Here is a 23,238-nt window from a genome sequence, read left to right as displayed (position 1 = left end):
TCCCCTCAGCCGCGTAGCGTTGTCGCCAACGCGCCCTGTCGGATGTCGGAGAAGTCGGAGTGGTCTTGGCACGGAAGATCGGCAGCCGGTACACCGCGAACCAGGTCCTCGGGCGCGGCAGCGCCGGCACGGTGTGGCTCGGCGAGGGGCCCGAGGGCCCGGTGGCCATCAAGCTCCTGCGCGAGGAGCTGGCCTCCGATCAGGAGCTCGTCGGCCGGTTCGTACAGGAGCGCGCCGCGCTGCTCAGCCTCGACCACCCGCACGTGGTCGGCGTGCGCGACCTCGTCGTCGACGGCAACGACCTGGCCCTGGTCATGGACCTCATCCGCGGCACGGACCTGCGCACCCGGCTCGACCGCGAGCGCCGCCTCGCGCCGGAGGCCGCCGTCGCCATCGTCGCCGACGTCGCCGACGGCCTCTCCGCGGCGCACGCCGCCGGGATCGTGCACCGCGACGTCAAGCCGGAGAACGTCCTGCTCGACATGCAGGGCGAGCTGGGCCCCGGCGGCGCGCACCCCGCGCTGCTCACCGACTTCGGCGTCGCCCGCCTCGTGGACGCGCCCCGGCACGCGCGCGCGACGCGCGTGATCGGCACCCCCGACTACCTCGCGCCCGAGATCATCGAGGGGCTGCCGCCGCGCGCCAGCGTCGACGTCTACGCCCTGGCCACGGTCCTGTACGAGCTGCTGGCGGGCTTCACGCCGTTCGGCGGCGGGCACCCCGGGGCCATCCTGCGGCGGCACGTCACCGAGACCGTGGCGCCGCTGCCCGGCATCCCCGACGAGCTGTGGCAGCTCATCGTGCAGTGCCTCGCCAAGGGGCCCGCCTCCCGGCTGCGCGCACCGGAGGTCGCCGCCCGGCTGCGCGAACTGCTCCCGTCCCTGGCGGGCCACCCGCCGCTGGACATCGACGAGCCCGAGGCCACGCCCGAGCGCGCCGCCGAGGGCCCGGCCCAGCCGCGGCAGGCGGAGCCGCCGCGGGAACCGGCGCGGCGGCGCGGCGCGGTCCCGCTGGTCCCGGGGACCGTCGCCGACTCCAACCGCGAGACGCACACCAGCATGCGGGTGCCCGGCCCGGACGAGCTCGCGGGCGGCGCCCACGGCACGGCCCGCTCTCCCCGCGCGGCGGGCGAGCGCCGCGCCGGCTCCGCCCGCCACCGCTCCGCCGCCGACATACGCGCCCGCCGCCTCAAGCTGGGCGCCGCGGCGCTGGCGGCGGCGGTCGCGGCGGGGGTGGGCGGCTGGTTCGCGGTGGGCGGGGACGACGGCGGCGACGCGAAACCGGGCGTCCACGACACGTCCCCCACCCCGTAGCCGCCGCTCGATGGCCGCGAGCCGCTGCCTGACGGCGGTGAGCCGCACTGCTCGATGGCCGCGAGTCGCTGCCCGACTGCGGTGAGCCGCTGCCTGGACGGCCGCAAGTCGCCGCCCGGCTGCCGCACCGCTGACCGCCTCCCGCGAGCCGCCGCCCCGACTGCCGTGAACAGAGTTATCCACAGCCCGCCGGCCCGGAATCCAGGCGTTCCCAAGGCCGGTGCGGGCGCGCGGCAACGCCGGCCCGTATAGCCGTTAGGCTGGTGGCGTGGCAGTCGTCGATGTATCCGAAGAGCTGAAGTCCCTCTCCTCGACCATGGGGTCGATCGAGGCCGTCCTGGACCTCGACAAGATGAGGGCCGATGTCGCCGTCCTCGAAGAGCAGGCGGCGGCGCCGTCACTCTGGGACGACCCGGAGGCGGCGCAGAAGATCACCAGCAAGCTGTCCCACCTCCAGGCGGAGCTCCGCAAGGCGGAGGCGCTGCGAAGCCGTATCGACGACCTCGGGGTGCTGTTCGAGCTTGCCGAGGCCGAGGACGACGCGGACACGCTGGCCGAGGCCGAGACGGAGCTCGGCGCGGTGCGCAAGGCGCTCGACGAGATGGAGGTCCGTACGCTCCTGTCGGGTGAGTACGACTCCCGCGAGGCGCTCGTCAACATCCGCGCGGAGGCGGGCGGCGTGGACGCCGCCGACTTCGCGGAGCAGCTTCAGCGGATGTATATGCGCTGGGCCGAGCGGCACGGTTACAAGACCGAGGTCTACGAGACGTCGTACGCGGAAGAGGCCGGCATCAAGTCGACCACCTTCGCCGTCCAGATCCCGTACGCCTACGGCACGCTCTCCGTCGAGCAGGGCACCCACCGGCTGGTGCGGATCTCGCCGTTCGACAACCAGGGCCGCCGCCAGACGTCCTTCGCGGGCGTCGAGGTGCTGCCTGTGGTCGAGCAGACCGACCACATCGAGATCGACGAGTCCGAGCTGCGCGTGGACGTCTACCGCTCGTCCGGCCCCGGCGGCCAGGGCGTCAACACCACCGACTCGGCGGTCCGGCTGACGCACATTCCGACCGGCATCGTCGTCTCCTGCCAGAACGAGCGCTCGCAGATCCAGAACAAGGCGACCGCGATGAACGTCCTCCAGGCCAAGCTTCTTGAGCGCCGCCGCCAGGAGGAGCAGGAGAAGATGAACGCGCTCAAGGGCGACGGCGGCAACTCCTGGGGCAACCAGATGCGTTCGTACGTCCTGCACCCCTACCAGATGGTCAAGGACCTGCGGACCGAGTTCGAGGTCGGCAACCCCTCCGCCGTGCTCGACGGTGACATCGACGGCTTCCTGGAGGCCGGCATCCGCTGGCGCAAGCAGCAGGAGAAGTAGGTCCGTTGGGGCCTTGCGGGCGTATGGGCCGATCGCGCGGAATATGAGGCGCCGGGCGTAGCGCGGGATGTGACGGGGTCACAGCTCTGTGTCCATACGCCAGTCAAGTTGCGATATTTCGGACATCCCTCCCGTAACTCCCTTGACGTTGTCCTTAAAACTGGACAAGCTGACGCGCGGCATGCGTATCACTGGGGCGCGTGTGAACGGGGGGAAGCGGGCAGGCTGGTGAAGCCGGTCCCGCGGAACGCGACCCCGATACCGCCGCGGCCCCGTGCATAGCTGCTCCACACACGAGAACAGCTACTGGGGGTAGCAGGCAGATGACCAAGAAGACGCGGCTGCGCGTTGCACGGATAGCCGCCGGCGCGGTGATTGCCGCCGGTGCTTCCCTGACCGCCGCGGGCGCCGCCTCGGCCGCAGGCATCGACGTGAACATCGGCGGTGTCGGCGTCCAGGCGGGCGTGGACAGCGAGGGCGTTCACACGGGCCTCGGCCTCGGTGACGACGACCCGTCGGGCGACCCGACGACCGGCCCCACGGACAACCCGACCACGATCCCCACCGGGGAACCGACGCACGAGCCGACCGGTGACCCCACCGGCGAGCCCACGCACGAGCCCACCGGCGAGCCCACGCACGAGCCGACCGGTGAGCCGACGCACGAGCCGACCGGTGACCCCACCGGCGAGCCCACGCACGAGCCCACCGGCGAGCCGACGCACGAGCCCACCGGGCAGCCGACGCACGAGCCGACCACCGGCCCCTCCGACCGCCCCACCACCCCGGGCGGCGGCGACCACAGCGGCCAGGGCGGGGACAACGGCGGCCAGGCCGGCGACAAGGCCAACACCTGCCCGGTCGATGTCGACAGCGCGGACTGCGTCGACAACACCAACCCGGACAGCGCCGGCTCCAAGCCGGTCGCGCAGTCGAAGCCCAAGGAAGAGCTGGCCGAGACCGGAGCCGGTCAGACCACCTTCCTGCTGGTCGGCGCCGCCACGATGATCGCCGGCGGCATCGGCTTCCGCATGCTGCCGCGCCTGGCCGGCAACCGCAACACGGCCGCCTGAGCCACGGCGGCGGCGCGGGCCGGGCCCGTCGGCTCCGACAGCGCCTTCACGGGCGTTCCCGCACCTCCGCGGCCCGCACCCCGCTCCCACGCGCCCGTACGGGGGCGTGTGGGGCCGGGGCCCGGCCACGGCGGGACGGCATGAGCGGCAGCATGAGGCACGGCACGAGCAGCACGGCATGAACGGCGAGAGGGGTCCGGAGCGCACGCCAGCGCTCCGGACCCCTCTCGCGTATCCGCGCGGCCGGAGCGCTCCACGCGCCCCTTGGCCGGGTCAAGCAGATGTCAGTTCAGATCAGATCAGGTCACGTCGGGCAGCCGTCACGCGGCGAAGCCGTGCGCGAGCAGCGCCACGGCTATCAGGGCCACCAGCAGCGCGACGAGCGCGGCGGGCGTCAGCCCGGCGAAGGGGCCGTCCTGGTTCTGGAGGCGCTCCCGGCTCGCCCGGCACACGGAGCAGCGGCCCTCGCTCACGGGGGCCGCGCAGTTGGCGCACACCAGTCGGTCGCATGTCATGCGATTTCCTCCTCAGGTACGTCCAACGAGCGGGGTCGCTCTGCCGTTCCCCCTACCACTACTGTGCCAGCTTCCGCCGCGTCCGGCGCAACCGAGGGTCGTTGGGCCGGATTGATGCGAATTTGACTGGAGGTGTCCCCGGTGATGCCGCGGCCAAACGCCCAAGGGTGGCCCAAGAGGGTCCCAAGAACGGACGCCGACTGCGCGCGTGCTTGTGGTTCGCGTATGGTCACGCACACCGACGGGAGCCGCAACCGCAGCGTCCCGTATCCCTATCCAGGTCGACGCGTGGTGCATTCGTGATCCGATTCGACAACGTCTCCAAGTCCTACCCGAAGCAGAACAGTCCGGCCCTGCGGGACGTCTCGCTTGAGATCGAGAAAGGCGAGTTCGTCTTCCTGGTCGGCTCTTCGGGTTCCGGCAAGTCCACCTTCCTGCGGCTGCTGCTGCGCGAGGAGCGTGCCAGCCACGGCCAGGTGCACGTGCTGGGCAAGGACCTCGCCCGGCTCTCCAACTGGAAGATCCCGCAGATGCGTCGCCAGTTGGGCACCATCTTCCAGGACTTCCGCCTCCTCCCCAGCAAGACGGTCGGGGAGAACGTCGCCTTCGCACTGGAGGTCATCGGCAAGCCCCGCGGCGAGATCCGCAAGGGCGTGCCGCAGGTCCTCGACCTGGTCGGCCTCGGCGGCAAGGAAGAGCGCATGCCCGGCGAGCTGTCCGGCGGTGAACAGCAGCGTGTCGCGATCGCCCGCGCGTTCGTCAACCGCCCGATGCTGCTGATCGCGGACGAGCCGACCGGCAACCTCGACCCGCAGACCTCGGTCGGCATCATGAAGCTGCTGGACCGGATCAACCGGACCGGGACCACAGTGATCATGGCCACCCACGATCAGCAGATCGTCGACCAGATGCGCAAGCGCGTCATCGAACTAGAGAAGGGCCGTCTCGTACGCGACCAGTCGCGCGGCGTGTACGGCTACCAGCACTGAAAGGACGCCATGCGCGCCCAGTTCGTCCTGTCGGAGATCGGCGTGGGTCTCCGTCGAAATCTGACGATGACTTTCGCGGTGATCGTCTCGGTCGCTCTGTCGCTCGCCCTCTTCGGCGGGTCGCTGCTCATGCGTCAGCAGGTCAGCACGATGAAGGGCTACTGGTACGACAAGGTCAACGTCTCGATCTTCCTCTGCGGGAAGAACGACGTGGGCTCCGACCCCGCCTGTGTCAAAGGCGCGGCCACCGAGGACCAGAAGAAGCAGATCAAGTCCGACCTGAGCAAGATGGACATCGTCCAGGTGGTTCAGTTCGAGACGGCAGATGAGGCGTACAAGCACTACAAGCAGCAGTTCGGCGGCACCCCGGTCGCCGGGTCCGTGACCGCGGACCAGATGCAGGAGTCCTTCCGCATCAAGCTCAAGGACCCCACCAAGTACAAGGTGATCTCCAGCGCCTTCGCCGACCGCCCCGGTGTGCAGTCGGTCCAGGACCAACGGTCGACCCTGGAAGGTCTCTTCAACCTCCTCAACGGCATGAACTACGCGGCGCTCGGCGTGATGCTGCTGATGCTCATCGTGGCGCTGATGCTGATCGTGAACACGGTCCGCGTCTCCGCGTTCAGCCGCAGACGCGAGACCGGCATCATGCGGCTGGTCGGCGCGTCCAGTTTCTACATCCAGATGCCGTTCATCATGGAAGCCGCCTTCGCGGGGCTGCTCGGCGCGGGCTTCGCGTGCGTACTGCTCGTCGGCGGGCAGTACTTCCTCGTCAACAACTGGCTCGTGCACCATGTCACGGTGATTCAGTTCATCGGCTGGGACGCGGTGCTGGCGAAGCTGCCGCTGGTGCTCGCCATCGGTCTGCTGATGCCCGCCATAGCGGCCTTCGTGGCCCTGCGGAAGTACCTCAAGGTGTGACACAGGGACAGGGCGCCGTACGGACGAGTCTCCGTACGGCGCCTTCTTGGTGTCCTAGACTCACGCGTATGTCCGGCCCGTTGATGCCCGTCAGGCTCCACCGCCACCGCCGAGCGGCCGCCCTGACATTGGTCTTCGCGAGCGTGCTGGCGGCGGGTGCCGCCGCTGGTTCGTGGGCCGACGACAGCCAGAACGTCCGGAATACCGCCTACGCCCCGCCCTCCGTCGGCCGGGCCGCCCGCCCCGTCGACCGCGAACAGCTCGCCGACGCCGCCGCCAAGGCGGCCGAGGACGGCAAGTCCGGCGCGGACGCGGCCGGGGCCGTGGCGAGCCGCAGCGGCGACCGCTGGGCCGCCGTCTACAGCGCCCGCGAGTACGAGGGCCTTCAGCAGACGCTCGACGGCCGGTACGTCGGCGTCGGGCTCTGGGTCCGCACCGGTACGGGCGGCCGGATCGAGGCCGACCGGGTGCAGCCGGGCAGCCCCGCCGCGCGCGCCGGGCTGCGCTCCGGCGACCGGCTCACCGCCGTCGACGGCACGCCCATCGCGGGCCACCCCGTGACCGAGGTCGTCGCCCGGCTGCGGGGCGCGGGCGGCGAGGGCGGTACGGGCGGGGGCCGCGCCGCGGGCGCCGCCCCCGGTACGCCCGTACGGCTGGGCATACAGCGCGGCGCGCGCGCCTGGGAGCTGACCCTGCACCGGGCGCGGCTCGCCACCGAGAACGTCACCGTGGACCGGCTCCACGACGGCCCCACCGCCATCACCCGCATCAAGGTCGTCTCCTTCACCAAGGGCACCGGCGAGCAGGTGCGCCGGGCCGTGCGCGACGCGCCCAAGGGCGACGGCATCCTGCTCGACCTGCGCGCCAACTCCGGCGGCCTGGTGGCCGAGGCCGTCACCGCCTCCGCCGCCTTCCTCGACGGCGGCCTCGTCGCCACGTACGACGTGCACGGCGCCCAGCGCGCCCTGTCCGCCGCCCCCGGCGGCGACACCGCGCGCCCGCTCGCCGTCCTCGTCGACGGCGGCACCATGAGCGCCGCTGAGCTGCTGACCGGCGCGCTCCAGGACCGAGGCCGGGCGGTCGTCGTCGGCTCGCGCACCTTCGGCAAGGGCTCGGTCCAGCTGCCCAGCGAGCTGCCGGACGGCTCGGTCGCCGAGCTGACCGTGGGCCACTACCGCACCCCCGCCGGCCGGGCCGTGGACGGCGCCGGCATCACCCCGGACCTGGCCGCCCGCGGCGACGCCGAGCAGCGGGCCCGCACAGTATTGGGTGGCCTCGGGGGTGGGGTCTGATGCGAGAATGGCGGCGTTATGGCTAAAGACAAGGCTAAAGACAAGAGCGGTCGCAAACTCATCGCGCAGAACAAGAAGGCGCGGCACGACTACCTGATCCTGGACACGTACGAATGCGGCCTGGTGCTGACCGGCACCGAGGTGAAATCGCTCCGCCAGGGCCGCGCGTCGCTGGTCGACGGCTTCGCGCAGCTCGACGGCGGCGAGGCGTGGCTGCACAACGTGCACATCCCGGAGTACGCGCAGGGGACGTGGACGAACCACAGCGCGCGCAGGAAGCGCAAGCTGCTGCTGCACCGCATCGAGATCGAGAAGCTGGAGCACAAGACGCAGGAGAGCGGACACACGCTCGTACCGCTGGCCCTGTACTTCAAGGACGGCCGGGCCAAGGTCGAGATCGCGCTCGCCAAGGGCAAGAAGGAGTACGACAAGCGGCAGACGCTGCGCGAGAAGCAGGACCGGCGCGAGTCGGACCGCGCCATCTCGGCGGTGCGCAGGCGGCAGCGGGCCTGAGGGCGGCCCGCCCGAGCGGCCCCGGTCGCTCCGGTGGCCTCAGCGGTCAGGAATACGCTGGCCCCGTCGTACGTTGGTCACGTATGATGGCTGTGCATCCCAGGGGATACCCGGTGGATGTGCGGAAAATTGATAAATCAACATGGGGATGATCGGTTTCGACAGCGGATGTCGAGGCAGGGGAAGCGAGTCGAGGAAGCGGCAATGATCTCGTTAACCATATGTCGCAAACAATAATCGCCAACACCAAGCGCGATTCCTTCACCCTCGCTGCCTAAGTAGCGACTTGTGAAGTGTCAGCCCGGGGGTTGTTCCCGACCCGGATCCTGGCATCAGCTAGGGAACTAAACCACTAGGGCCGGTCACGGGGCCTAGTGGGAAATCAAACAGTGACTGAGCCCGTCGGAGACTTGTCCGTGTGATCTCCGGGGCCGAGAAAATCGCAGCGGACTGCGCTCGGAGAAGCCCTGTTTCCGCACCGTTGGACGCGGGTTCGATTCCCGCCATCTCCACTCATCCCATGTGCGGCTCAGGCCCCACTGCCCCAGCGGCGGTGGGGCCTTTGTCGTCGGCCGTCCGGCTGCCGGGCACCGTGTCCTGTCCCGGCTGTCTGTGGGCATGGTGGGGCTCTGACCTGCGGTGCTTACGGTCGAGTGGGACGAGCGGGCTCCTCCTGCCCCGCTCAACCGCAGGCAGCCGCCGCTGGGGGCGCGTCAGCGCGCCGCGAGGTTTGCGAGCAGCTCGGCGGCGGGTTTCGGATGGACGAGCCAGCGCAGATGGCTCCCCTCAAGGGTCCGGACGTCGAAGGGGTTGTCGGGTGTGAGCGCGTCGGCCGCGCGAATCATGCGGTCCTGCACGGCGAGCGGAATGCTGGCATCGGCGGCCAGGCGCACATAGGTCTTGGGAATCCGGCCCCAGGTCGTGGCCTGCGCCCGGTCGGCGGACGTACCGGCGTCGAGGTTCTCATCGGGCTGGAAGGTGTTCAGGAAGGCCCGGAACTCGTCATCGGTGAGGTCGGCGGCGAACGCTCGCCTGAACGTGGCGAGCGCCGCCGGCTCGGCGGTACGGAAGTTGGTGCGGAGCAGACCGAGTTCGGCCGGGTTTCCGACGAGCGTGGCAGCGAAGGCCCCCGCGTCGACGTCCGCCATCTCCGGTTGGGCGTAGTAGTCGCTCACGTCCAGATCGACGAGGCACCAGGCGGAGACGTAGACGATCCGGTCGATCAGCTCGGGCCGGGCGTTGGCGACGGCGGTAGCCGTGATGCCACCCCTGCTGTGGGCGACGAGGACGGTGGGCCCGTTCCGCTCGGCCCGTTCGAGGACTTCGATCACGCGGGCGGCGTTGTCGGCGAGCGTGACTCCCTTGATGCTCCCCGGTTCTGCGGCGAGGGCGTCGAGAATCTGGGGAGCCTGGTAGGCCGCGGGGAAGGTCGCCTCGAATCCGTGCCCGGGAAGGTCGACCGCGGCCGAGCGATGCCCGAGCAGGGCGAGTTCGGCCTGTAGTGGCGCGAACGAGAACGAATTCGCGAAGGCCCCGTGAACAAAAACGAATGTCGGCAGATTCTGCATGCCTCAGCCTCCAGCAGAACGATCTTCTGAGCAAGAGCAGGGGTTCAAGAGGGCTTCGATACGCTTCAGGACTTGCTTGCACATGACCGGGAGCCGGTCGACATGCCTACAGAAGAACGGGACTGCCCCCGCATCGCAGAGACAGGACATCGGGAACCAGCCGTGGGTTCTCGCCCTCTTCCTATAGGAGTGGGGTGACGCTGTGAGTCGGATGGATCGCATGGGTCAGACGAAGCGAGCGCGAGCGGCGGTGGCCGTGGTGTGCGCGGGAGTTCTGGGATGGGGCGCCGTGAGCGGAACCGCGGAAGCCACCGCCCGGCACCACCTCGGGCTCCGCGCCGAGCACCACACCGGTGGCGGCACGCCCTCCGGACACGCCACCTTCTCCGGACACACCAAACCCCCCGGACGCACCAAACCCTCCCAACACTCCAAACCCGTCGGGCACTCCAAACCCTCCGGGCACGCAGCCCAGCCTCCCCGGCACGCCAAGACCTCCAGGCAGGCCGTACGGGTCGAGGTGAACGGCTCCTTCGACGCGCGGCCGGGCGAGATCGTCGACATCGTCGTGACCGGACTCAGGGCCACCGGACCGGGCGCGGCCGGGGGCACGGCAGCGGTACGCGCCGTCGTCGTCACCTCCGCGGTCTTCGCGCACCCGGTCCGGCTCTCGCTCGGCGTCGAGGGCGGGCAGTCGCGCTACGTCGCGCACGAAGCCGTGTCCCTCACGGCGAAGCCCGGCCGCCACCTCGTGCGCGTCGAGGTCGACGGCCGGAGCGCGGGCCACGGCCGCGTCAGGACCGTGGCCGCCAAGCGCCCCGAGTTCAGGGTCGCCGCGGACAGGGCCGGCACCCGCCCCGGCGAGCGCGTCGGCCTCTCCTTCGACGACCTCTACCCGGGCGAGAAGGGGACCTCCTTCACCGTACGGTCGCGGGCGTTCGGCGCTCCGGTCGCGCTGCGGCACGACACGGGCGGCCTGGACTGGAACAACCCGCGCATGTTCACCGCGGCCCCGCAACTGCCCCTGGACGTCAAGGACGGCACGTACGAGGCCGAGCTGACCGGCCCCGACGGCCGGCGCATCGCCGCGGAGCGGTTCGTGGTCCAGGCGGCCCGCCCCGGCGACGGCGACTTTGTGGGCAAGGGCCACGGCCCCGCCTTCTTCGACCGGACCAGCCGCCCGGAAGCCGCCACCACCGGCCGCTTCCAGGTCGAGGCGGGAGGCACCGTCAAGGTGCTGTGGAGCGACGTGGACCCGGACGCGGGGGAGGAGGAGCGGCTGACCGCGACCTCGGCGGCGTTCGCCGCGCCCGTACCGCTCCGGCGCGACGACAGCAAGGCCGCAGACGGCGACGACCCGCGCTTCTACGGCCCCGCCCGCATCAGGAACGACGTCACGCCCGGCAGCTACCCCGTCACCGTCGTCAGCCACCACGGCCGCGTGAAGCGGACCGGGCACGTGCTCGTCACCCAGGCGGACGGCGCGGGCGGCGGCCCCGACCATGGCCTGCTGCTGACGGGCGCCGGTACGGGCGTGGCGGCCCTGGCCGCCGTGGCGGGCGCGATGGGCTTCCGGCGGCGGCAGCGAGCCCGTACGAACTGAGCTTGCCTTCTCATCCCCGTCTGCGCAGCACGGCGCGGGCGGAGGTCGAGGCGGTGTCATACGGGGTGACGGTCGTGCGGGGCACGCGGGCGCCTCGGTGATGTGGCCCCGCTCCCGATCACGCGGAACGGGAGAGCTGTTCGCGCATCCACGCAGGATCGGGATTGGTGTGCGGCCGGCCCGCCACGATGACGGTCGGCACGGTCTCGTCGCCGTCGTTGGCCGCCCTCACCGCCGCGGCTCCCGCCGGGTCGCGCCAGATGTCGACCCAGTGCGCCTGGCGGGCGCTGCGGCCCAGCCGGATGCGCAGCCGCAGACAGTACTTGCAGCCCGGCCGCCAGAAAACCACTGGCCGACCGTCGACCGCGCTGCGGTTCCGCGCCTCCAGCGCGCCGATCGACTTCGGGAAGACCAGAGGCGAGTTCACGCCTGCGAGCAGCACAAAGACCAGCAGGAGGGCTGCGGCTGTGCCGGGGGTTCCGCTGAAGATCATCCCAGCCGCGAGGACTGAGCCGCAGAGCACCAGCAGCATCGGCAATATCCAGGCGCGCGTCATGAAGATGAAGGCTATCGATGGGCGCAATGGGCAGCGAACCAGGGCCTGTTGCGAAGGAAAGTCGATCAGGGCCGTAGAAGATCGCGTCCATGGGGCGCGGAGACCTGACGGACATTTGATCGGCGTGACTTGAACTGTTGCTGCCGCAAGGCAAGAAGCCGGGCCGGCCGCCGACGTGGACGCGGCGACAGCTGACAGACGGCATACGTCGACGGATCCGCCGTAGCAACCAGATGCGACAAGCGGGCCGTTCGCTGCGCGGCAACGGTTTTGATCGCCGCTATTTCCGCTATCACCGAGCGGATATAGGTGGCCCCGTCACGGCCCAGTCGTTAGCCTCGGCACCCATGAACCAGCGGCAGCGGAAGAAGCTCTCCCACCACCTGTTCAAGGCAGTCTTGACGGGCGATGCCACCCGTGCGAAGGCGCTTTTGCGGGCTGGGGCGGACCCGGAGCGAGCGAACAGTGAGGGCGCGACACCCCTCTATGTCGCATCCGTGAATGGGGAAGCCGAGATCGTTCGACTGCTCCTCGCGGCCGGTGCCTCTCCGAACGCGGAGAGCAGCGGGCTCGGCTCGGAAGGCAGCCCCTTGTGCGCGGCGGCGTGTTGGGGGCACACCGATGCGGTGCGCGAGCTGTTGGCACACGGGGCTGATCCGAACCTTCATGAGGATCACGGCACAGGATGGTCCCCGCTGCAATGGGCGATCCACGGCGCCCATGCCGAAACTGCCGATCTCCTCATCACCGCGGGAGCCGCCCCGGCACGAGGAACTGCGTAGCCTCACCGCTGATTTGGCCCCAACACGCCGCTCCGATGTGTTGGCCCAGCGAGAATCGGGATGAGGCCGATTCCGCACACCGGACCTGCCACCTTCCAGTGCTCATTTCGTGGGTGCTCATCGGCGAGGTATGCCTCGTGCGGCCTTGTCTCAGTCCTGCGGGCGGTCAGACTTGGTTGATGCCGCCGTCGACGAAGAGTTCGGTACCGGTGACGAAACTGCTTTGGTCGCTGGCGAGGAAGAGCGCCGCGGCGGCTGCCTCGTCCGGGCGGCCCATGCGGCCCAGGGGGATCTGGCTCGCGAAGAATTCCCATAGCTTGGCTGCCTCATCCGAATCGGGGGCGAGGCCGGCGTTGCCGGGGGTCTCGATGGGGCCGGGGACGAGGGTGTTGACGCGGATCTTGCGATGCTTGAGCTCATTGGCCCAGGTTCGGGAGAAGGAACGGATGGCTGCCTTGGACGCGGCGTAGACGCCGAACGCTTCGCCACCGGAACCCGCCGAGGTGGAGCCGCTGAGGATCACCGAGGCCCCGTCATTCAGTAGGGGAAGCGCCTTTTGGACGGTGAAGAGCAAGCCCCTCACGTTGGTGTCGAAGGTGGTGTCGAAGTGCTCTTCGGTGACGTCCTCCAGGGTGGAGAATTCACCGCCGCCGGCGTTGGCGAAGAGCACGTCCACGCGCCGTCCCTGGTCGGCGACGGCAGCGTAAAGCCGGTCGATGTCGGCGAGGTCGGACACGTCCCCCCGGACGCCGGTGGCGTTGGGGCCGATCTCGGACAGTGCGGTATCAAGAGCCTCCTGCCGTCGCCCGGTAATGAACACATGCGCGCCCTCGGCGGCGAATCGCTTGGCGCTGGCCAATCCGATTCCGCTGTTGCCTCCGGTGATGATGGCGGTCTTTCCGTCAAGTTGCCCCATGGCGGATCAATGCTCCAGTTCTGTGGAATCAGGGCCGGCCAAGACGTCCCTGAGCACGTCGGCCAGCGTGATGTGCTCCAACTCGGCGCGAACGGCTTCCTCGACGCGTGCGTACGCGAGACGCATCACGGGCCGGATGCCGGAACCGATCGGGCAGCCGAGATTGGGGTCGGAGCGGTGCATGGCGAACAGCGGTGCCGGCTCGATCGCCTCGTACACGTCCCGCAGGGTCATGTCTTCCAGCGGCCTGGCGAGTAGCCATCCCGCCTCGGTGCCCCGTCGAGAGTGCACCAGCCCGGCATCGCGCATCCGGCCGAGCAGTCGCCGGATCACGACGGGGTTGGTGTTGACGCTTCCCGCGATCCTCTCGGATGTCGCGACTCCACCCTCAGTTCGGTGGTGCAGTTCGATCCACGTCAGAGCGTGCGCTGCCACGGTGAGCTGGCTGTTGCCCGCCACGAGATCACCTCCTTCGAAGTAACCGTAATAGTTACATCGAGTGTCGTCAAAGGTCGCCGGCAGGAGGCGCGAGCGCGGGCTCCGAGGGTCCGAGCGGCAGGGGGCACGCGGGTCCGGACCGGATTTACCGGCTGCCGAGCCTGTTGTCGAACCTGTTGTCGAACCGGCTATCGGTCGAGCAGCGGGGAGATGATCAGTTTCATGCTGGTGGGGCTGCCGGATTCTCGTAGGGCGCGCTCGGTGTGTTCGAGCGGGTAGCGGCCTGTGACCAGCGGTTTCAGGTCCACCTCGTTCCGTGAGACCAAGGAGAGGGCGAGTGGCCAGGTGTGCGCGTAACGGAACACGCCGGTGATCTTCGCTTCCCGGGTCTGGAGCGCCATCACGGGCAGGGGAACCTCGTCGGCGCCCATCCCCACCAGGACGGCACTGCCCCCGGGTCGCAGGGCCCGGATTCCCGAGCGCAGCGCGGGGGCCGCGCCCGATGCCTCGATGAAGACGTCGGCGCGAACTCCCTCGGTGTCCTCGGCGGCCGGGTCGTGGACGTCGGTGGCGCCGTGGGCCCGGGCGAAGGCACGGCGTTCCGGTACCGGGTCACTGACCACCACGGACTCGGCGCCGAAGGCGCGGGCGCACTGTGCCGTCAGGACGCCCACGGGGCCCGCGCCCGTCACGAAGACCCGGTGCCCCGGCGCGATTCCGCCCTTCCGGCATGCCGCGACGGCGACGGACAGCGGCTCCAGCAGCGCGGCCTCGTCGTCGCTGAGTGCGTCGGGCAGGGTGAAGGCGAACTCAGCGGGCAGGGCGAGGTAGTCGCACAGGGCGCCGTCCACCGGAGGCGTGCCGAGGAAGGTCAGATGGGGGCACAGGTTGTACCGGCCCTCCGTGCACTCGCGGCAGGTGCGGCAGGGGACCTGCGGCTCGACGGCGACGCGTTCCCCGACGCGCGCGGGATCGGTTCCGGGTCCCACCGCGACGATCGTGCCGCCGCACTCGTGGCCCAGGACCAGCGGCTCGTCGACGGTGAAGTCGGCGATCCTGCCGTGCTCGTAGTAGTGCACGTCCGAGCCGCACACCCCGATCGAGGCGAGGCGCACCAGAACCTCCCCCTCGCCCGGTTCGGGGACGGGGCGCGTCTCCATCGTCAGGGACAGGTCGGGGGCGAGCACCATCGCGCGCATGGTGTCCGGCAGCGCGGGGCTGCCCGTGGCGGGGTGGGGCATGGCGTACTCCTCACGGTCGGGCGGCGTTCGGTCAGGCGGTCTTCGTTCCTATGGTGTCGGTTCGGACGGTGTCCGCTCGAACGTCCGGCCCCGTCCTTTCGCCGGGGCGCCGAGGCGTCGAGGCGTCAAGGCGCCCGCCGGGGCGTCTCGACGGGCGCCCTGCTGAGTGACTGTCAGGACAGGTCCTCGCCCCGGAGGCGGAAGGCCGTCGCCAGCATGCTCATCTGGCTGTGGAGGAGTGTCCTGGCGTGGTGTCCCATGCCGGTGTACTGGCCGGAGACCTCCAGGCTGACGGTGCCGTGCAGGTGGGACCAGGTGAGGAGCTGGCCGGCCAGGGCTGTGCCTGCCTTCGTGTCGTCGGGGGCCAGGCCGGTGTGCTCGTGCAGCCACTCGGCGGCGGCGGGTTCCTTCAGGACCCAGGCGGCCATTTCGTCAACGACCGGCTGGACCGCGTCGGTGGCCTGCCCGGCCGCGAAGAGTTTCACGAAGGGCCCCATGACCGTACGGGCCCGGTGCACCGTGTCGGCGGGCGCCGCGTAGCCGGGTATGGGGCTGCCCTGGATCAGCAGGTAGCGGTGGGGCTCGGCGACGGCCCAGTCCAGGTAGGTGTCGGCCAGGTGGCGCAGGGCCGCCGCCGCGGGTTTGCCGGACAGGCCGTCCGCCGTGTGCCGGACGGCTGCCGCGAGGTCGTCGTAGGCGTCGCGCACCAAGGCGTGGAACAGGTCCTCGCGGCTGGCGAAGTACCGGTACAGGGCCGGGCTGGACAGCCCGAGCTCCTTCGCGACGTGGGTCAGGGCCACGGCGGACGCGCCGCCCTGCGCGAGTTGTCCCAGGGCCACGGCCTTGATCTCGGCACGGGTCTTCTCCCGGTAGCGGGACCGGGGGGTGGATGCCGGCGCGGCCATGGCGTTCCTCCTGAGCTGTGGGGGCCGCCTCCGGGGCGACCCCTCAGAACCGTACTCGACATCCCTTGCGTGAATGCCTCTCGGAAGAGTTACAGTCTGTTGCAGATACGGCCAGCCACGGCGCCCCGCGCCGCACGCAGCGCCGACCGACACACTCAGCGCCGTCCGACGCAGCGCCTCGACATTTTGAAAGGCGCTCCGCGTACCACCACGGGGCAAAGGCAAGGGAGAACACATGAACGCCACCGCCGACCTGCACGTCGTACTGGGCGCCGGTCCCGCGGGCACCACACTCGCCGGCGAACTCGCGCGACGCGGCCACCGAGTCCGGCTCGTGAACCGCTCGGGCAGCGGCGAGCGGATCGACGGCGTCGAGCGCCGCGAGGGCGACGTGGGCACGGTCGAGGGAGTCCTGAAGGTGATCGAGGGAGCCGATGTCGTCTACCACTGCGTGAACGTCGCCTACCACCTACAGGTCGAGCTGATGCCCGGCATCCAGAAGGCGATCCTCGGCGCGGTGGAGGCCACGGGGGCGCGCCTGATCGTCCTCGACACGATCTATCCGTACGGCGAGACCGGCGGCGAGGTCATGACCGAGGACACCCCGTGGCGCGCGACGACGCGGAAAGGCCGTATGCGGGCCAAGCTGGACGAGGAGTACCTGGCCGCGCACGAAGGGGGCCGCGCGCGTGTCGCGTTGGGCCGCTCGGCCGACTTCACCGGGCCCGGCGTCCTCAAGTCCACCCTGGGCGGCGCGGTCTTCCCCGGCGCCCTGACCGGCACCGAGGTCCACGCGCTGGGTGACATCGACCTCAAGCACAGCTACACCGCCATCCGCGATGTCGCGGCGGGCCTCGCCACCCTCGGCGAACACCTCAAGGGCGACGGCCGCGCCTGGCATCTGCCCACGGCGCCCGCGCGCACCACCCGCGAAGTGCTCGGGATGATCGAGGAGCGCGTCGGCGAGCCCTTGAAGATCGTCACAGTCGACGGCCCGCGTCCCTTCGGGCCCTTCGACCAGACCTTCATGGACTCCTATGCCGAACTCTTCTTCCAGCACACCGAGCCGCAGATCGTCGACTCCTCGGCCTTCGAGACCGCCTTCGCCGTCCGCCCGACGCCGCTCGGCGACACCCTGGACGAGACCCTCGACTGGTACCGGGCCTTCCTCGCCCGCGCGCAGCACTGAGGTGCGCCGCAACGCGGCCCTGTGCCAGGCGGGTTGAGGCCCGGGAGAGGAGCGTGCTCACGTGCCCGTCGTACTGGGCGAGGTCACCGGCATCCTCGACTCCGCCCGCGCCACCAAGCTCTCCGGTTCACGTTTCGCGGTCTCTCGCGGTGCCGGCGCTGCCCTGGAGCGCCGCGCTCTGGCCACGCTCTTCCTCGACATCCACACGCGCCGCCACGGTTACGTCCTGCACGGGGTCCCGTACCTCGGCTTCCGCCGGATCTCGGCGGACGGAACACCGGAGGCAGGAGTGCTCGTCGGCGTCTGCGGCTTTCCCGGTAGCTACGCCTTTCCACCCGCCGGATACGGCGGAATCGAACGATGGCTGCGGGCGATCGCCGGGACTCCTCAGACACCCCCGCGGCTAGTCACCGCGGGGCCGCCAGGCAGCTGCCTGGCGAGCTGCGACTTTGGCGCCCCATCCGCCGGCCAGGAGGCCCATCGCCGATACGCCCATTGCGCAGGCGGCGAGGAATGACCCGGAGATGAAGGAGGAGCCGTCGGCTGTCTTGGGGTACGCCAGCCAGGTTCCGACGAGGCAGCCTGCGCTGCCGGCCAGGGCGAAGGGGACCAGGAGGCTCCAGGCGGCGGTACTCCAGTAGATGCGGCGGTTTCCCGACAGAACGCTGATCGGCGCGAGGGCGCGGCCGTTGCGCAGGAATTCGGCGGTGCCGCTGATGACGGACGCGCCCGCCAGGACGAGGATGCCAATGAATCCGAAGAAGGTGATCCACTGTCCCTGGGATCGCTTGAGCTGACCAGCCAGAAGCCACTCCCCGCCGGGCGTGTTGATGGCGGCACCCTTGGGAAACACCTGGTAGGCGAGCTGTTTCAGCGCGGATGCATCGAGGTTGTGTCCGTCCACGGAGACCAGAATGGTGGGCGGCACTTCAGCCGATGCCGATGCCGATGCCGATGTCGATGCCCATGCCGATGTCGATGTCGATGCCCATGCCCATGCCGATGAGCCGCCGAGCCGGGAGAGCTCACGCACGATCACGGTGGTGCTGCCGGAGGCGCTCCAGTCGATGACCTCGCGGACGCGCGGGTCCTTGGGCATGCCGCTGAGCGTGGCGGGCTTTCGGTCGCAGGGCAGTTGGAGCGCTGTCAGTCCTTGGCAGGTGCCCTGAAGAGTGACGGCCGACTGCTCGACGTCACTGATGAGCTGCACCGCCTGCTCCGTGGGAGGCAGGCGGCGGACGAAGTCGCCCATCTGCCGCGGCGTGGCGGCCGTGCCAGGTCGCACGAAGAGGGCGCTGCTCCCGATCCGGTCGACGGTCGCCTGTGCGTCCCGCGCGGTCTCGCCGAACAGCCCTTGCCACGCCACGACTTGGATGAGCAGACCGAGTGAGACCACGACCGCCGCCGTCATACGGGCCACGGGACCCGGGTGCGCCGTCACGCGTTGTCCGGCGACCAAGAGGCCGGGGAGCCCGTACCGGCGGCCCGTGCTGCTCATCAGGCGTCCGAGCCGGGCGGTCAGGAAGGCGATGGCAGCGGGCAGAGTGATCAGGGTGGCCGCTGCGCCGACCCAGTTGACCAGTACGTTGGCGGCTGTTCCCGCGGCGAAGAAGTCCGGCCCGCGTACGGCGATCAGCAAGAACACCGGGCAGAGGATCGCCCAGCGGGTCGGCGGGCGCCGAGCGCCCGCAGGACGGTTCCCCCCAGTAGCGCGAGAGATCCGGCTCGCGGCGACGGACGCTGCGACAACCACCGCGGCAGAGGCCACCACGCCCAGCAGCAGTTCCCACCACCAGGCACGCACATCACCCGCCGAGACGACGAAGCCGGTCGTCGGCACGCGCACATCAGTCGACCAGAATGCGGTCACTACCGCTGCGGAGATCAGCGACCCGGCCAGGACCGGCAGGCTGACCTCGCCCAAGACGATCAGGGCGCGTGCGCGGGGCGTGCCACCGAGGGCGTCGATCAGCGCTGTGCGGCGGTCACGGCTGTGGGAACCGGAGCGCGCGGCGACAACCAGAAGGACCGCAACGGGGAGCAGCAGCAGTACAGCCGGCATCATCTGGAAGGTCCACTCGGGTTTGGCGTAGTCGAGCTGGCCCACGCGAACGGGCGTAATACGCGCGGGACGGCCGTATCCCACGATGTTCAGGGTTCGGTCCTTCGGCAGCTCGGCCCGCGGATGGATATAGGCCAGCAGTTCGTCGGGCGATTCGAGACCTGCGGTACCTATCTGTGCGACGACGTGCCCATAGCGCGTGGTGATGCCGTCTTCGGCTCCGACCCGGCGCAGCCGGGGGGACAGGACGGCTTGTCCTGGGGCCGGCCAGGCGGAGAGGCCGGGAGGCAGCGGCGCATCCGGGGCCAGGGGGGCGATGAACACGACGGAGAAGAGCCCGCCGCCGGGTACGGAGTCGGTGGACGTCGACCACAAGGCTGCCGCGGGGATGCCTGGACGGTCCTCCTGTGTGATCGGGTTGCGCGCGATGCCCCGTTCCGCCTGTCCCTCGTAGCTGGCGTGGGTGGTAATCATGGCGGCGACTCCGAGCGCCAGCAGGGCGGTAGCTGCCATGAGCGCGATGAACCGGACCCGCCCTGCCTCGGCCCTGCGGTCGGCGGCCCTGCCCACCCGCATCAGCTGTCCGCTGACTCCGCGTTCCTTCACCGGGCACCCGTTCCAGTGCCGTTCGCCGTCGAAAGTGCGCCGCCGGTCAGGGCGAGCGTCCTGTCGGCGCGCTGGGCGATGGTGCCGTCATGGGTGACCACGAGTAGCCCGCAATGGTGGCGTGCGGGCATGCTGAACAAGAGGTCGGCCACTCGGTCCCGGGTTTCGGTGTCCAGGGCGCCCGTCGGCTCGTCCGCGAGCAGCAGAGCGGGGGAGTTGATGAGGGCGCGAGCCACCGCAGTGCGCTGGCGCTCTCCTCCGGACATGTGCGCACTTGAGGACGCGTTCGGAACGTCCAACTCGGCGAGGAGCGCGGCCGCTTGACGGTAGGCGTCGCGCCGCGGGACTCCGGCGAGGAGGGCCGCCAGCGCGACGTTGTCGAGGGGCGATAGTTCAGGAAGCAGTTCACCGAACTGGAAGACCATGCCGATGTGCCTGCTGCGATGACGGGCCAGGGGCGAACCGCGTAGAGCGGTGATGTCCGTGCCGGCGACCTCGACCGCACCAGTGCCGGGACGGATCAACCCCAGGACGCAGGAGAGCAGAGTGCTCTTCCCGGATCCGCTCGGCCCCATGATCGCCACAGATTCGCCTGGCTGCACTTCCAAGTCCAGCGACTCGAAGAGCCGTCGCTCGCCCACGGCGTGGTCAAGCCCTCTCACGCGCAACACAGGTTCGTTCATGCTCTCCGAAGCCCCGTTCGCTTCCTGCCGCAGGTCACGGCAGGACCCAACGGGGGCGGCACCTGAGCGCCGCCCCCGTCACGCTCGGTCAGTTCCACCAGCTGGTGCAGTCGTCCGGCGAGAAGTTGATCGCCACACACGCCTGGAGGTTCCGGACAGGGTTGCCTGTGTCGTTGGCGCTGTAGGACGTGGTCCCGTTGCCGCTGCTGTTACGCAGCTCAAGGTTCTCGTTGTACTTCCGGTCGTAATTCGCGTACACCTCGTGGCTGTCGCCCTTGGTGTCCTTGACGGCGATCTGCCCGTTGGCGCCGTGGCTCCAGGCGGACACTCCGGTCCGACCCCTGTCCATGTTGGTCGCGAACGCTGGCGTCGCACCGAGAATCGCCACACCAGTAACAGCTGCGACGGCGAACATCTTGGTCCTGGACATGCTCACGATTCCCCTCCGTAGACCCACTTGGGGGCATTGGCCACTTAGCGGTGTCCATGGGACAGAGTGGCCCCTTGACGCACCGTCAGGTCCGGGCTTTGGGCGGCGTGACGTTTTTTGGGGGTTCGCCCGGCGAGCAAATTGGTACTCGCGCCGCCGCGTAAGACGTGAACGTTGCCTGCTACCGAGGGCACCGGCAACAGAGTCGACCACCGATGGCCAAAACATCATCGGCACATCGAATGCCTGAACGCTATGGTCCGTTTGACCTGTGCCAACCCACAAACGGACTCTCCTCGGACAATCAACGCAACAGGTGCGGCACGTCTCAACCTGCGGTCTCGGAACCTTGGTCCGACCACGGCCAACCGGTGCCATTCCACGCCGTATCCGGCTCCGCACACCGGCGGGCCGACCTTCGTCATTTGGCTTGAACGGCGGACGCGTAGCGGCGTGGTCGACCGCATTCCGAAGTCTCGGCACCACGATCGGCATCGCCTGTCGGAGGCGGCCACCGATGGGCCTGGCTGCTGATCGCCGCCTGTGCCGAGCTCCGCCTCGTGCGCTCGCCGGCCACCGACCCACTGGGAGAGGCCGGTACCGCCGAACAAGCTCACGCCTGCCCGGGCCCGTCGAGGGTTCAGGAGCCTGCGCACGTACGAAGACCCGCTCTCCGGCTGGTGCACCGAAACCTTCCCGCCCGGACCCGGACCCGGACGCGCACTCCACGGCCGGAGCGCTCAGCGAGCGGAGCCGAGCCCGTACGCGGTCCGTACTCGGGGTTCGTACGGGCCCTCGCGCCGACCAGGTGCAGGGGGGTCACCTCATGGCTTCCACTCCCGCGATGAGCATGGTCAGGACCGATTCGAACAGGACGTCCGGGGGCTCGGCGGCGGCTTCGGCCGCGACGCGGCGCAGGTGGGGGAGTTCCCCAGCCGCCGGGTCCGGCGGTACGCCGGTCCACGCGGCCGGGTCCGGGCCGGGCGGCGGCCGGTCGTGCCAGGCGTCCCAGACCTCCGCGAACCCGGAGACCTGGAGGACGGTGATCGACCAGGCCCGGTAGGCGTTCCGCGGGGAGAGTCCGAGGTCGAGGAAGAACCCTACGAGGAGGTCGTCCGGGCGCAGCAGATCGGCGGAGGCGAACGGGGTCAGGTCCTCGGCGCGGGCGAGCGCCGTCATTCCGGGGTGCGCGCGGTACCAGGCGCGCAGATCCCGGCAGTAGGTCCGCAGGCTCTCCTGCCAGCGGCCGGCGTCCAACTGGGGCTGGGGCCGGTCGCTCTGGCAGACGGCGACGATCTCCCCGAGCAGGTCGCGTCGGTCGGCCACGTAGTTGTAGAGGGCCCGCGGCGACACGTCGAGGCGGGCGCCGACCGCGCGCATCGTCAGTTCCGCCGGTCCCGACTCACCCAAGATCTCCAGGGCGGCCCGAGCGATCCTCTCCCTGGTCAGAGTCGGCCGGCCCTTACGGAACTCCGGGCGCTTCCGGCCCCTGGCCGCATCCTCTCCCGGGGATGCCGCGAGCGTCTCGGCGCCGTCTGCTTCTGCCACGGCAGCATCCTAACCAACCTTGAACTTCACAGTGCGTTGACTTTAGGCGCGATAGAAGGTTAGGTCACGCTTACCGAGATTCGGGAACCCTTCGGAGGTTGGCATGCAGTGGTCGGCGGTCCTCGGGTACGGCCTGGGGTACGGGCTGGTGCTCAGCGTGCTGTTCACCGCGGCGGTATTCGCCGGATCGGCCATGAGCCGGGACTTCCTGCTGAACGACTATCCGCCCGCGATCCAGCGCCGGTACGGCAGACCCAAGAGCGCCCGCGGCCGACGAGTAGCGGTGCTCTTCGGCGTGTTCATCTGGGCCGTCTGCGGTCTCCCCCTGATGACCGGGGCGATGATCGGCCTCGACGGCGCACTCCGTGGCGGCCTGACGTTCCTGCCCGCAGCCGTCTGCGCCGCCCTCGTCTTCGCCACGCTGGCGGTCTGGGACCTGGTCGTCTTCGACTGGATCATCTTCGCCGGGCTGCGCCCCCGCCTGCTGGCGCTCCCCGGCACCGAGGGCATGGCCGAGTACCGCGACCTCCGATTCCACCTCGCCGCCGCCCTGAAAGGCAGCCCGCTGATCATCGTCGTGGGACTGCTCACCGGGGGCATCGCCACCCTGTTCACCTGAACAGGAACGAAGCGGCGCTGCCCCCGGCCCGCCGGCCCGCCGCCCCCCCCGGCCCCCGGGCATGCCGCGCCGAGGCCGGAGCCAGTGGCTGAATGGGTCCA

The 23,238-nt window shown here is 70.0% G+C and carries 22 protein-coding genes, 1 other RNA gene and 2 pseudogenes; 14 read left to right on the top strand and 11 right to left on the bottom strand.

What is annotated here, in order from left to right:
• Nucleotides 1-65: 65 nt before the first annotated feature.
• The 3 genes from AC07AB_RS33145 to AC07AB_RS33135 all read left to right on the top strand — a co-directional run bounded on the left by AC07AB_RS33145 (nucleotide 66) and on the right by AC07AB_RS33135 (nucleotide 3,761).
• Nucleotides 66-1,313 (top strand): serine/threonine-protein kinase, encoded by a 1,248-nt coding sequence (locus AC07AB_RS33145; RefSeq protein WP_478574901.1) that lies wholly within the window; start codon nucleotides 66-68, stop codon nucleotides 1,311-1,313.
• Nucleotides 1,314-1,581: 268 nt separating this feature from the next.
• A complete protein-coding gene (gene prfB / locus AC07AB_RS33140; protein WP_478574898.1) occupies nucleotides 1,582-2,688 on the top strand; it encodes a peptide chain release factor 2 in 1,107 nt (368 codons plus the stop codon).
• A gap of 323 nt (nucleotides 2,689-3,011) precedes the next feature.
• A complete protein-coding gene (locus tag AC07AB_RS33135; protein ID WP_478574895.1) occupies nucleotides 3,012-3,761 on the top strand; it encodes a hypothetical protein in 750 nt (249 codons plus the stop codon).
• Nucleotides 3,762-4,081: 320 nt separating this feature from the next.
• Here AC07AB_RS33135 and AC07AB_RS33130 read toward each other — a convergent pair whose 3' ends face one another.
• Nucleotides 4,082-4,276 carry a hypothetical protein gene (locus AC07AB_RS33130; RefSeq protein WP_478574893.1) on the bottom strand — a complete coding sequence of 65 codons (195 nt, stop codon included), beginning with the start codon at nucleotides 4,274-4,276 and terminating at the stop codon, nucleotides 4,082-4,084.
• A 299-nt stretch (nucleotides 4,277-4,575) separates the two neighbouring features.
• On the opposite strand from AC07AB_RS33130, the gene ftsE reads away from it, so the two are divergent.
• The 5 genes from ftsE (at nucleotide 4,576) to ssrA (ending at nucleotide 8,506) form a co-directional block, all read left to right on the top strand.
• Nucleotides 4,576-5,265: a cell division ATP-binding protein FtsE gene (gene ftsE / locus AC07AB_RS33125; protein ID WP_478574890.1), complete on the top strand. Its 690-nt coding sequence runs from the start codon at nucleotides 4,576-4,578 to the stop codon at nucleotides 5,263-5,265.
• A 9-nt stretch (nucleotides 5,266-5,274) separates the two neighbouring features.
• Nucleotides 5,275-6,186 carry a permease-like cell division protein FtsX gene (gene ftsX, locus AC07AB_RS33120; RefSeq protein WP_478574887.1) on the top strand — a complete coding sequence of 304 codons (912 nt, stop codon included), beginning with the start codon at nucleotides 5,275-5,277 and terminating at the stop codon, nucleotides 6,184-6,186.
• A 68-nt stretch (nucleotides 6,187-6,254) separates the two neighbouring features.
• Nucleotides 6,255-7,478, top strand: a complete 1,224-nt coding sequence (locus tag AC07AB_RS33115) for a S41 family peptidase (RefSeq protein WP_478574884.1) — start codon at nucleotides 6,255-6,257, stop codon at nucleotides 7,476-7,478.
• An 18-nt stretch (nucleotides 7,479-7,496) separates the two neighbouring features.
• Nucleotides 7,497-7,991 carry an SsrA-binding protein SmpB gene (smpB, locus tag AC07AB_RS33110; RefSeq protein WP_478574882.1) on the top strand — a complete coding sequence of 165 codons (495 nt, stop codon included), beginning with the start codon at nucleotides 7,497-7,499 and terminating at the stop codon, nucleotides 7,989-7,991.
• Nucleotides 7,992-8,135: 144 nt separating this feature from the next.
• Nucleotides 8,136-8,506, top strand: a transfer-messenger RNA (tmRNA) gene (gene ssrA / locus AC07AB_RS33105).
• Between the two features lie 198 nt (nucleotides 8,507-8,704).
• Here the strand turns inward: ssrA and AC07AB_RS33100 are convergent.
• Nucleotides 8,705-9,559, bottom strand: a complete 855-nt coding sequence (locus tag AC07AB_RS33100) for an alpha/beta fold hydrolase (RefSeq protein ID WP_478574879.1) — start codon at nucleotides 9,557-9,559, stop codon at nucleotides 8,705-8,707.
• Nucleotides 9,560-9,848: 289 nt separating this feature from the next.
• Between AC07AB_RS33100 and AC07AB_RS33095 the strand changes: the two genes are divergently transcribed.
• Nucleotides 9,849-11,162, top strand: a complete 1,314-nt coding sequence (locus tag AC07AB_RS33095) for a hypothetical protein (RefSeq protein WP_478574876.1) — start codon at nucleotides 9,849-9,851, stop codon at nucleotides 11,160-11,162.
• 118 nt (nucleotides 11,163-11,280) lie between these two features.
• Here AC07AB_RS33095 and AC07AB_RS33090 read toward each other — a convergent pair whose 3' ends face one another.
• A complete protein-coding gene (locus AC07AB_RS33090) occupies nucleotides 11,281-11,718 on the bottom strand; it encodes a glutaredoxin domain-containing protein (protein WP_478574873.1) in 438 nt (145 codons plus the stop codon).
• A gap of 347 nt (nucleotides 11,719-12,065) precedes the next feature.
• Between AC07AB_RS33090 and AC07AB_RS33085 the strand changes: the two genes are divergently transcribed.
• Nucleotides 12,066-12,500 carry an ankyrin repeat domain-containing protein gene (locus AC07AB_RS33085; RefSeq protein ID WP_478574871.1) on the top strand — a complete coding sequence of 145 codons (435 nt, stop codon included), beginning with the start codon at nucleotides 12,066-12,068 and terminating at the stop codon, nucleotides 12,498-12,500.
• 166 nt (nucleotides 12,501-12,666) lie between these two features.
• Here the strand turns inward: AC07AB_RS33085 and AC07AB_RS33080 are convergent, their stop codons facing one another.
• From AC07AB_RS33080 to AC07AB_RS33065, 4 genes are all read right to left on the bottom strand, one after another.
• On the bottom strand, nucleotides 12,667-13,416 hold the full coding sequence (locus AC07AB_RS33080) for an SDR family oxidoreductase (RefSeq protein WP_478574868.1): 750 nt from the start codon (nucleotides 13,414-13,416) through the stop codon (nucleotides 12,667-12,669).
• 6 nt (nucleotides 13,417-13,422) lie between these two features.
• Complete coding sequence (locus tag AC07AB_RS33075) at nucleotides 13,423-13,875, bottom strand: Rrf2 family transcriptional regulator (RefSeq protein WP_478574865.1); 453 nt, start codon at nucleotides 13,873-13,875, stop codon at nucleotides 13,423-13,425.
• A 167-nt stretch (nucleotides 13,876-14,042) separates the two neighbouring features.
• Nucleotides 14,043-15,095 carry an NAD(P)-dependent alcohol dehydrogenase gene (locus AC07AB_RS33070; RefSeq protein ID WP_478574863.1) on the bottom strand — a complete coding sequence of 351 codons (1,053 nt, stop codon included), beginning with the start codon at nucleotides 15,093-15,095 and terminating at the stop codon, nucleotides 14,043-14,045.
• A 173-nt stretch (nucleotides 15,096-15,268) separates the two neighbouring features.
• Nucleotides 15,269-16,000 carry a TetR/AcrR family transcriptional regulator gene (locus AC07AB_RS33065; protein ID WP_478574860.1) on the bottom strand — a complete coding sequence of 244 codons (732 nt, stop codon included), beginning with the start codon at nucleotides 15,998-16,000 and terminating at the stop codon, nucleotides 15,269-15,271.
• A 235-nt stretch (nucleotides 16,001-16,235) separates the two neighbouring features.
• Here AC07AB_RS33065 and AC07AB_RS33060 point away from each other — a divergent pair, with 235 nt between their 5' ends.
• Complete coding sequence (locus AC07AB_RS33060) at nucleotides 16,236-17,189, top strand: NAD-dependent epimerase/dehydratase family protein (RefSeq protein ID WP_478574858.1); 954 nt, start codon at nucleotides 16,236-16,238, stop codon at nucleotides 17,187-17,189.
• Nucleotides 17,190-17,247: 58 nt separating this feature from the next.
• A pseudogene (locus AC07AB_RS33055) lies at nucleotides 17,248-17,448 on the top strand (serine--tRNA ligase); the annotation flags it as partial.
• 144 nt (nucleotides 17,449-17,592) lie between these two features.
• On the opposite strand, the gene AC07AB_RS33050 reads toward AC07AB_RS33055, so the two are convergent.
• From AC07AB_RS33050 to AC07AB_RS33040, 3 genes are all read right to left on the bottom strand, one after another.
• On the bottom strand, nucleotides 17,593-19,764 hold the full coding sequence (locus tag AC07AB_RS33050) for an ABC transporter permease (RefSeq protein ID WP_478574855.1): 2,172 nt from the start codon (nucleotides 19,762-19,764) through the stop codon (nucleotides 17,593-17,595).
• 89 nt (nucleotides 19,765-19,853) lie between these two features.
• On the bottom strand, nucleotides 19,854-20,540 hold the full coding sequence (locus AC07AB_RS33045) for an ABC transporter ATP-binding protein (protein WP_478574852.1): 687 nt from the start codon (nucleotides 20,538-20,540) through the stop codon (nucleotides 19,854-19,856).
• Between the two features lie 88 nt (nucleotides 20,541-20,628).
• The gene (locus AC07AB_RS33040) at nucleotides 20,629-20,970 is read right to left on the bottom strand and encodes a hypothetical protein (protein ID WP_478574976.1); all 342 of its coding nucleotides are present in this window, start codon (nucleotides 20,968-20,970) and stop codon (nucleotides 20,629-20,631) included.
• Between the two features lie 515 nt (nucleotides 20,971-21,485).
• On the opposite strand from AC07AB_RS33040, the pseudogene AC07AB_RS33035 reads away from it, so the two are divergent.
• Nucleotides 21,486-21,679 (top strand): annotated as a pseudogene (locus tag AC07AB_RS33035) (NF041680 family putative transposase); the annotation flags it as partial.
• A gap of 110 nt (nucleotides 21,680-21,789) precedes the next feature.
• On the opposite strand, the gene AC07AB_RS33030 reads toward AC07AB_RS33035, so the two are convergent.
• On the bottom strand, nucleotides 21,790-22,518 hold the full coding sequence (locus AC07AB_RS33030; protein WP_478574849.1) for a TetR/AcrR family transcriptional regulator: 729 nt from the start codon (nucleotides 22,516-22,518) through the stop codon (nucleotides 21,790-21,792).
• A 103-nt stretch (nucleotides 22,519-22,621) separates the two neighbouring features.
• On the opposite strand from AC07AB_RS33030, the gene AC07AB_RS33025 reads away from it, so the two are divergent.
• Nucleotides 22,622-23,137, top strand: a complete 516-nt coding sequence (locus tag AC07AB_RS33025; protein ID WP_478574846.1) for a hypothetical protein — start codon at nucleotides 22,622-22,624, stop codon at nucleotides 23,135-23,137.
• The last annotated feature ends 101 nt before the right edge of the window (nucleotides 23,138-23,238 follow it).

The sequence above is a fragment of the Streptomyces sp. NPDC044033 genome (genome assembly GCF_056434425.1).
Note: the sequence above shows the minus strand (reverse complement) of the source record. Positions and strands in the feature narration are given on the sequence as shown.

Excerpts from the sequence above, each read along its gene's own strand:
- ftsX (WP_478574887.1), top strand. The coding sequence starts at position 5,275 with ATGCGCGCCCAGTTCGTCCTGTCGGAGATCGGCGTGGGTCTCCGTCGA.
- AC07AB_RS33135 (WP_478574895.1), top strand. The coding sequence starts at position 3,012 with ATGACCAAGAAGACGCGGCTGCGCGTTGCACGGATAGCCGCCGGCGCG.
- AC07AB_RS33040 (WP_478574976.1), bottom strand. The coding sequence starts at position 20,970 with ATGTCCAGGACCAAGATGTTCGCCGTCGCAGCTGTTACTGGTGTGGCG.
- AC07AB_RS33100 (WP_478574879.1), bottom strand. The coding sequence starts at position 9,559 with ATGCAGAATCTGCCGACATTCGTTTTTGTTCACGGGGCCTTCGCGAAT.
- AC07AB_RS33080 (WP_478574868.1), bottom strand. The coding sequence starts at position 13,416 with ATGGGGCAACTTGACGGAAAGACCGCCATCATCACCGGAGGCAACAGC.
- smpB (WP_478574882.1), top strand. The coding sequence starts at position 7,497 with ATGGCTAAAGACAAGGCTAAAGACAAGAGCGGTCGCAAACTCATCGCG.
- AC07AB_RS33025 (WP_478574846.1), top strand. The coding sequence starts at position 22,622 with ATGCAGTGGTCGGCGGTCCTCGGGTACGGCCTGGGGTACGGGCTGGTG.
- AC07AB_RS33070 (WP_478574863.1), bottom strand. The coding sequence starts at position 15,095 with ATGCCCCACCCCGCCACGGGCAGCCCCGCGCTGCCGGACACCATGCGC.
- AC07AB_RS33090 (WP_478574873.1), bottom strand. The coding sequence starts at position 11,718 with ATGACGCGCGCCTGGATATTGCCGATGCTGCTGGTGCTCTGCGGCTCA.
- AC07AB_RS33050 (WP_478574855.1), bottom strand. The coding sequence starts at position 19,764 with ATGGCAGCTACCGCCCTGCTGGCGCTCGGAGTCGCCGCCATGATTACC.
- AC07AB_RS33130 (WP_478574893.1), bottom strand. The coding sequence starts at position 4,276 with ATGACATGCGACCGACTGGTGTGCGCCAACTGCGCGGCCCCCGTGAGC.
- AC07AB_RS33065 (WP_478574860.1), bottom strand. The coding sequence starts at position 16,000 with ATGGCCGCGCCGGCATCCACCCCCCGGTCCCGCTACCGGGAGAAGACC.
- AC07AB_RS33045 (WP_478574852.1), bottom strand. The coding sequence starts at position 20,540 with ATGAACGAACCTGTGTTGCGCGTGAGAGGGCTTGACCACGCCGTGGGC.
- AC07AB_RS33060 (WP_478574858.1), top strand. The coding sequence starts at position 16,236 with ATGAACGCCACCGCCGACCTGCACGTCGTACTGGGCGCCGGTCCCGCG.
- AC07AB_RS33085 (WP_478574871.1), top strand. The coding sequence starts at position 12,066 with ATGAACCAGCGGCAGCGGAAGAAGCTCTCCCACCACCTGTTCAAGGCA.
- AC07AB_RS33115 (WP_478574884.1), top strand. The coding sequence starts at position 6,255 with ATGTCCGGCCCGTTGATGCCCGTCAGGCTCCACCGCCACCGCCGAGCG.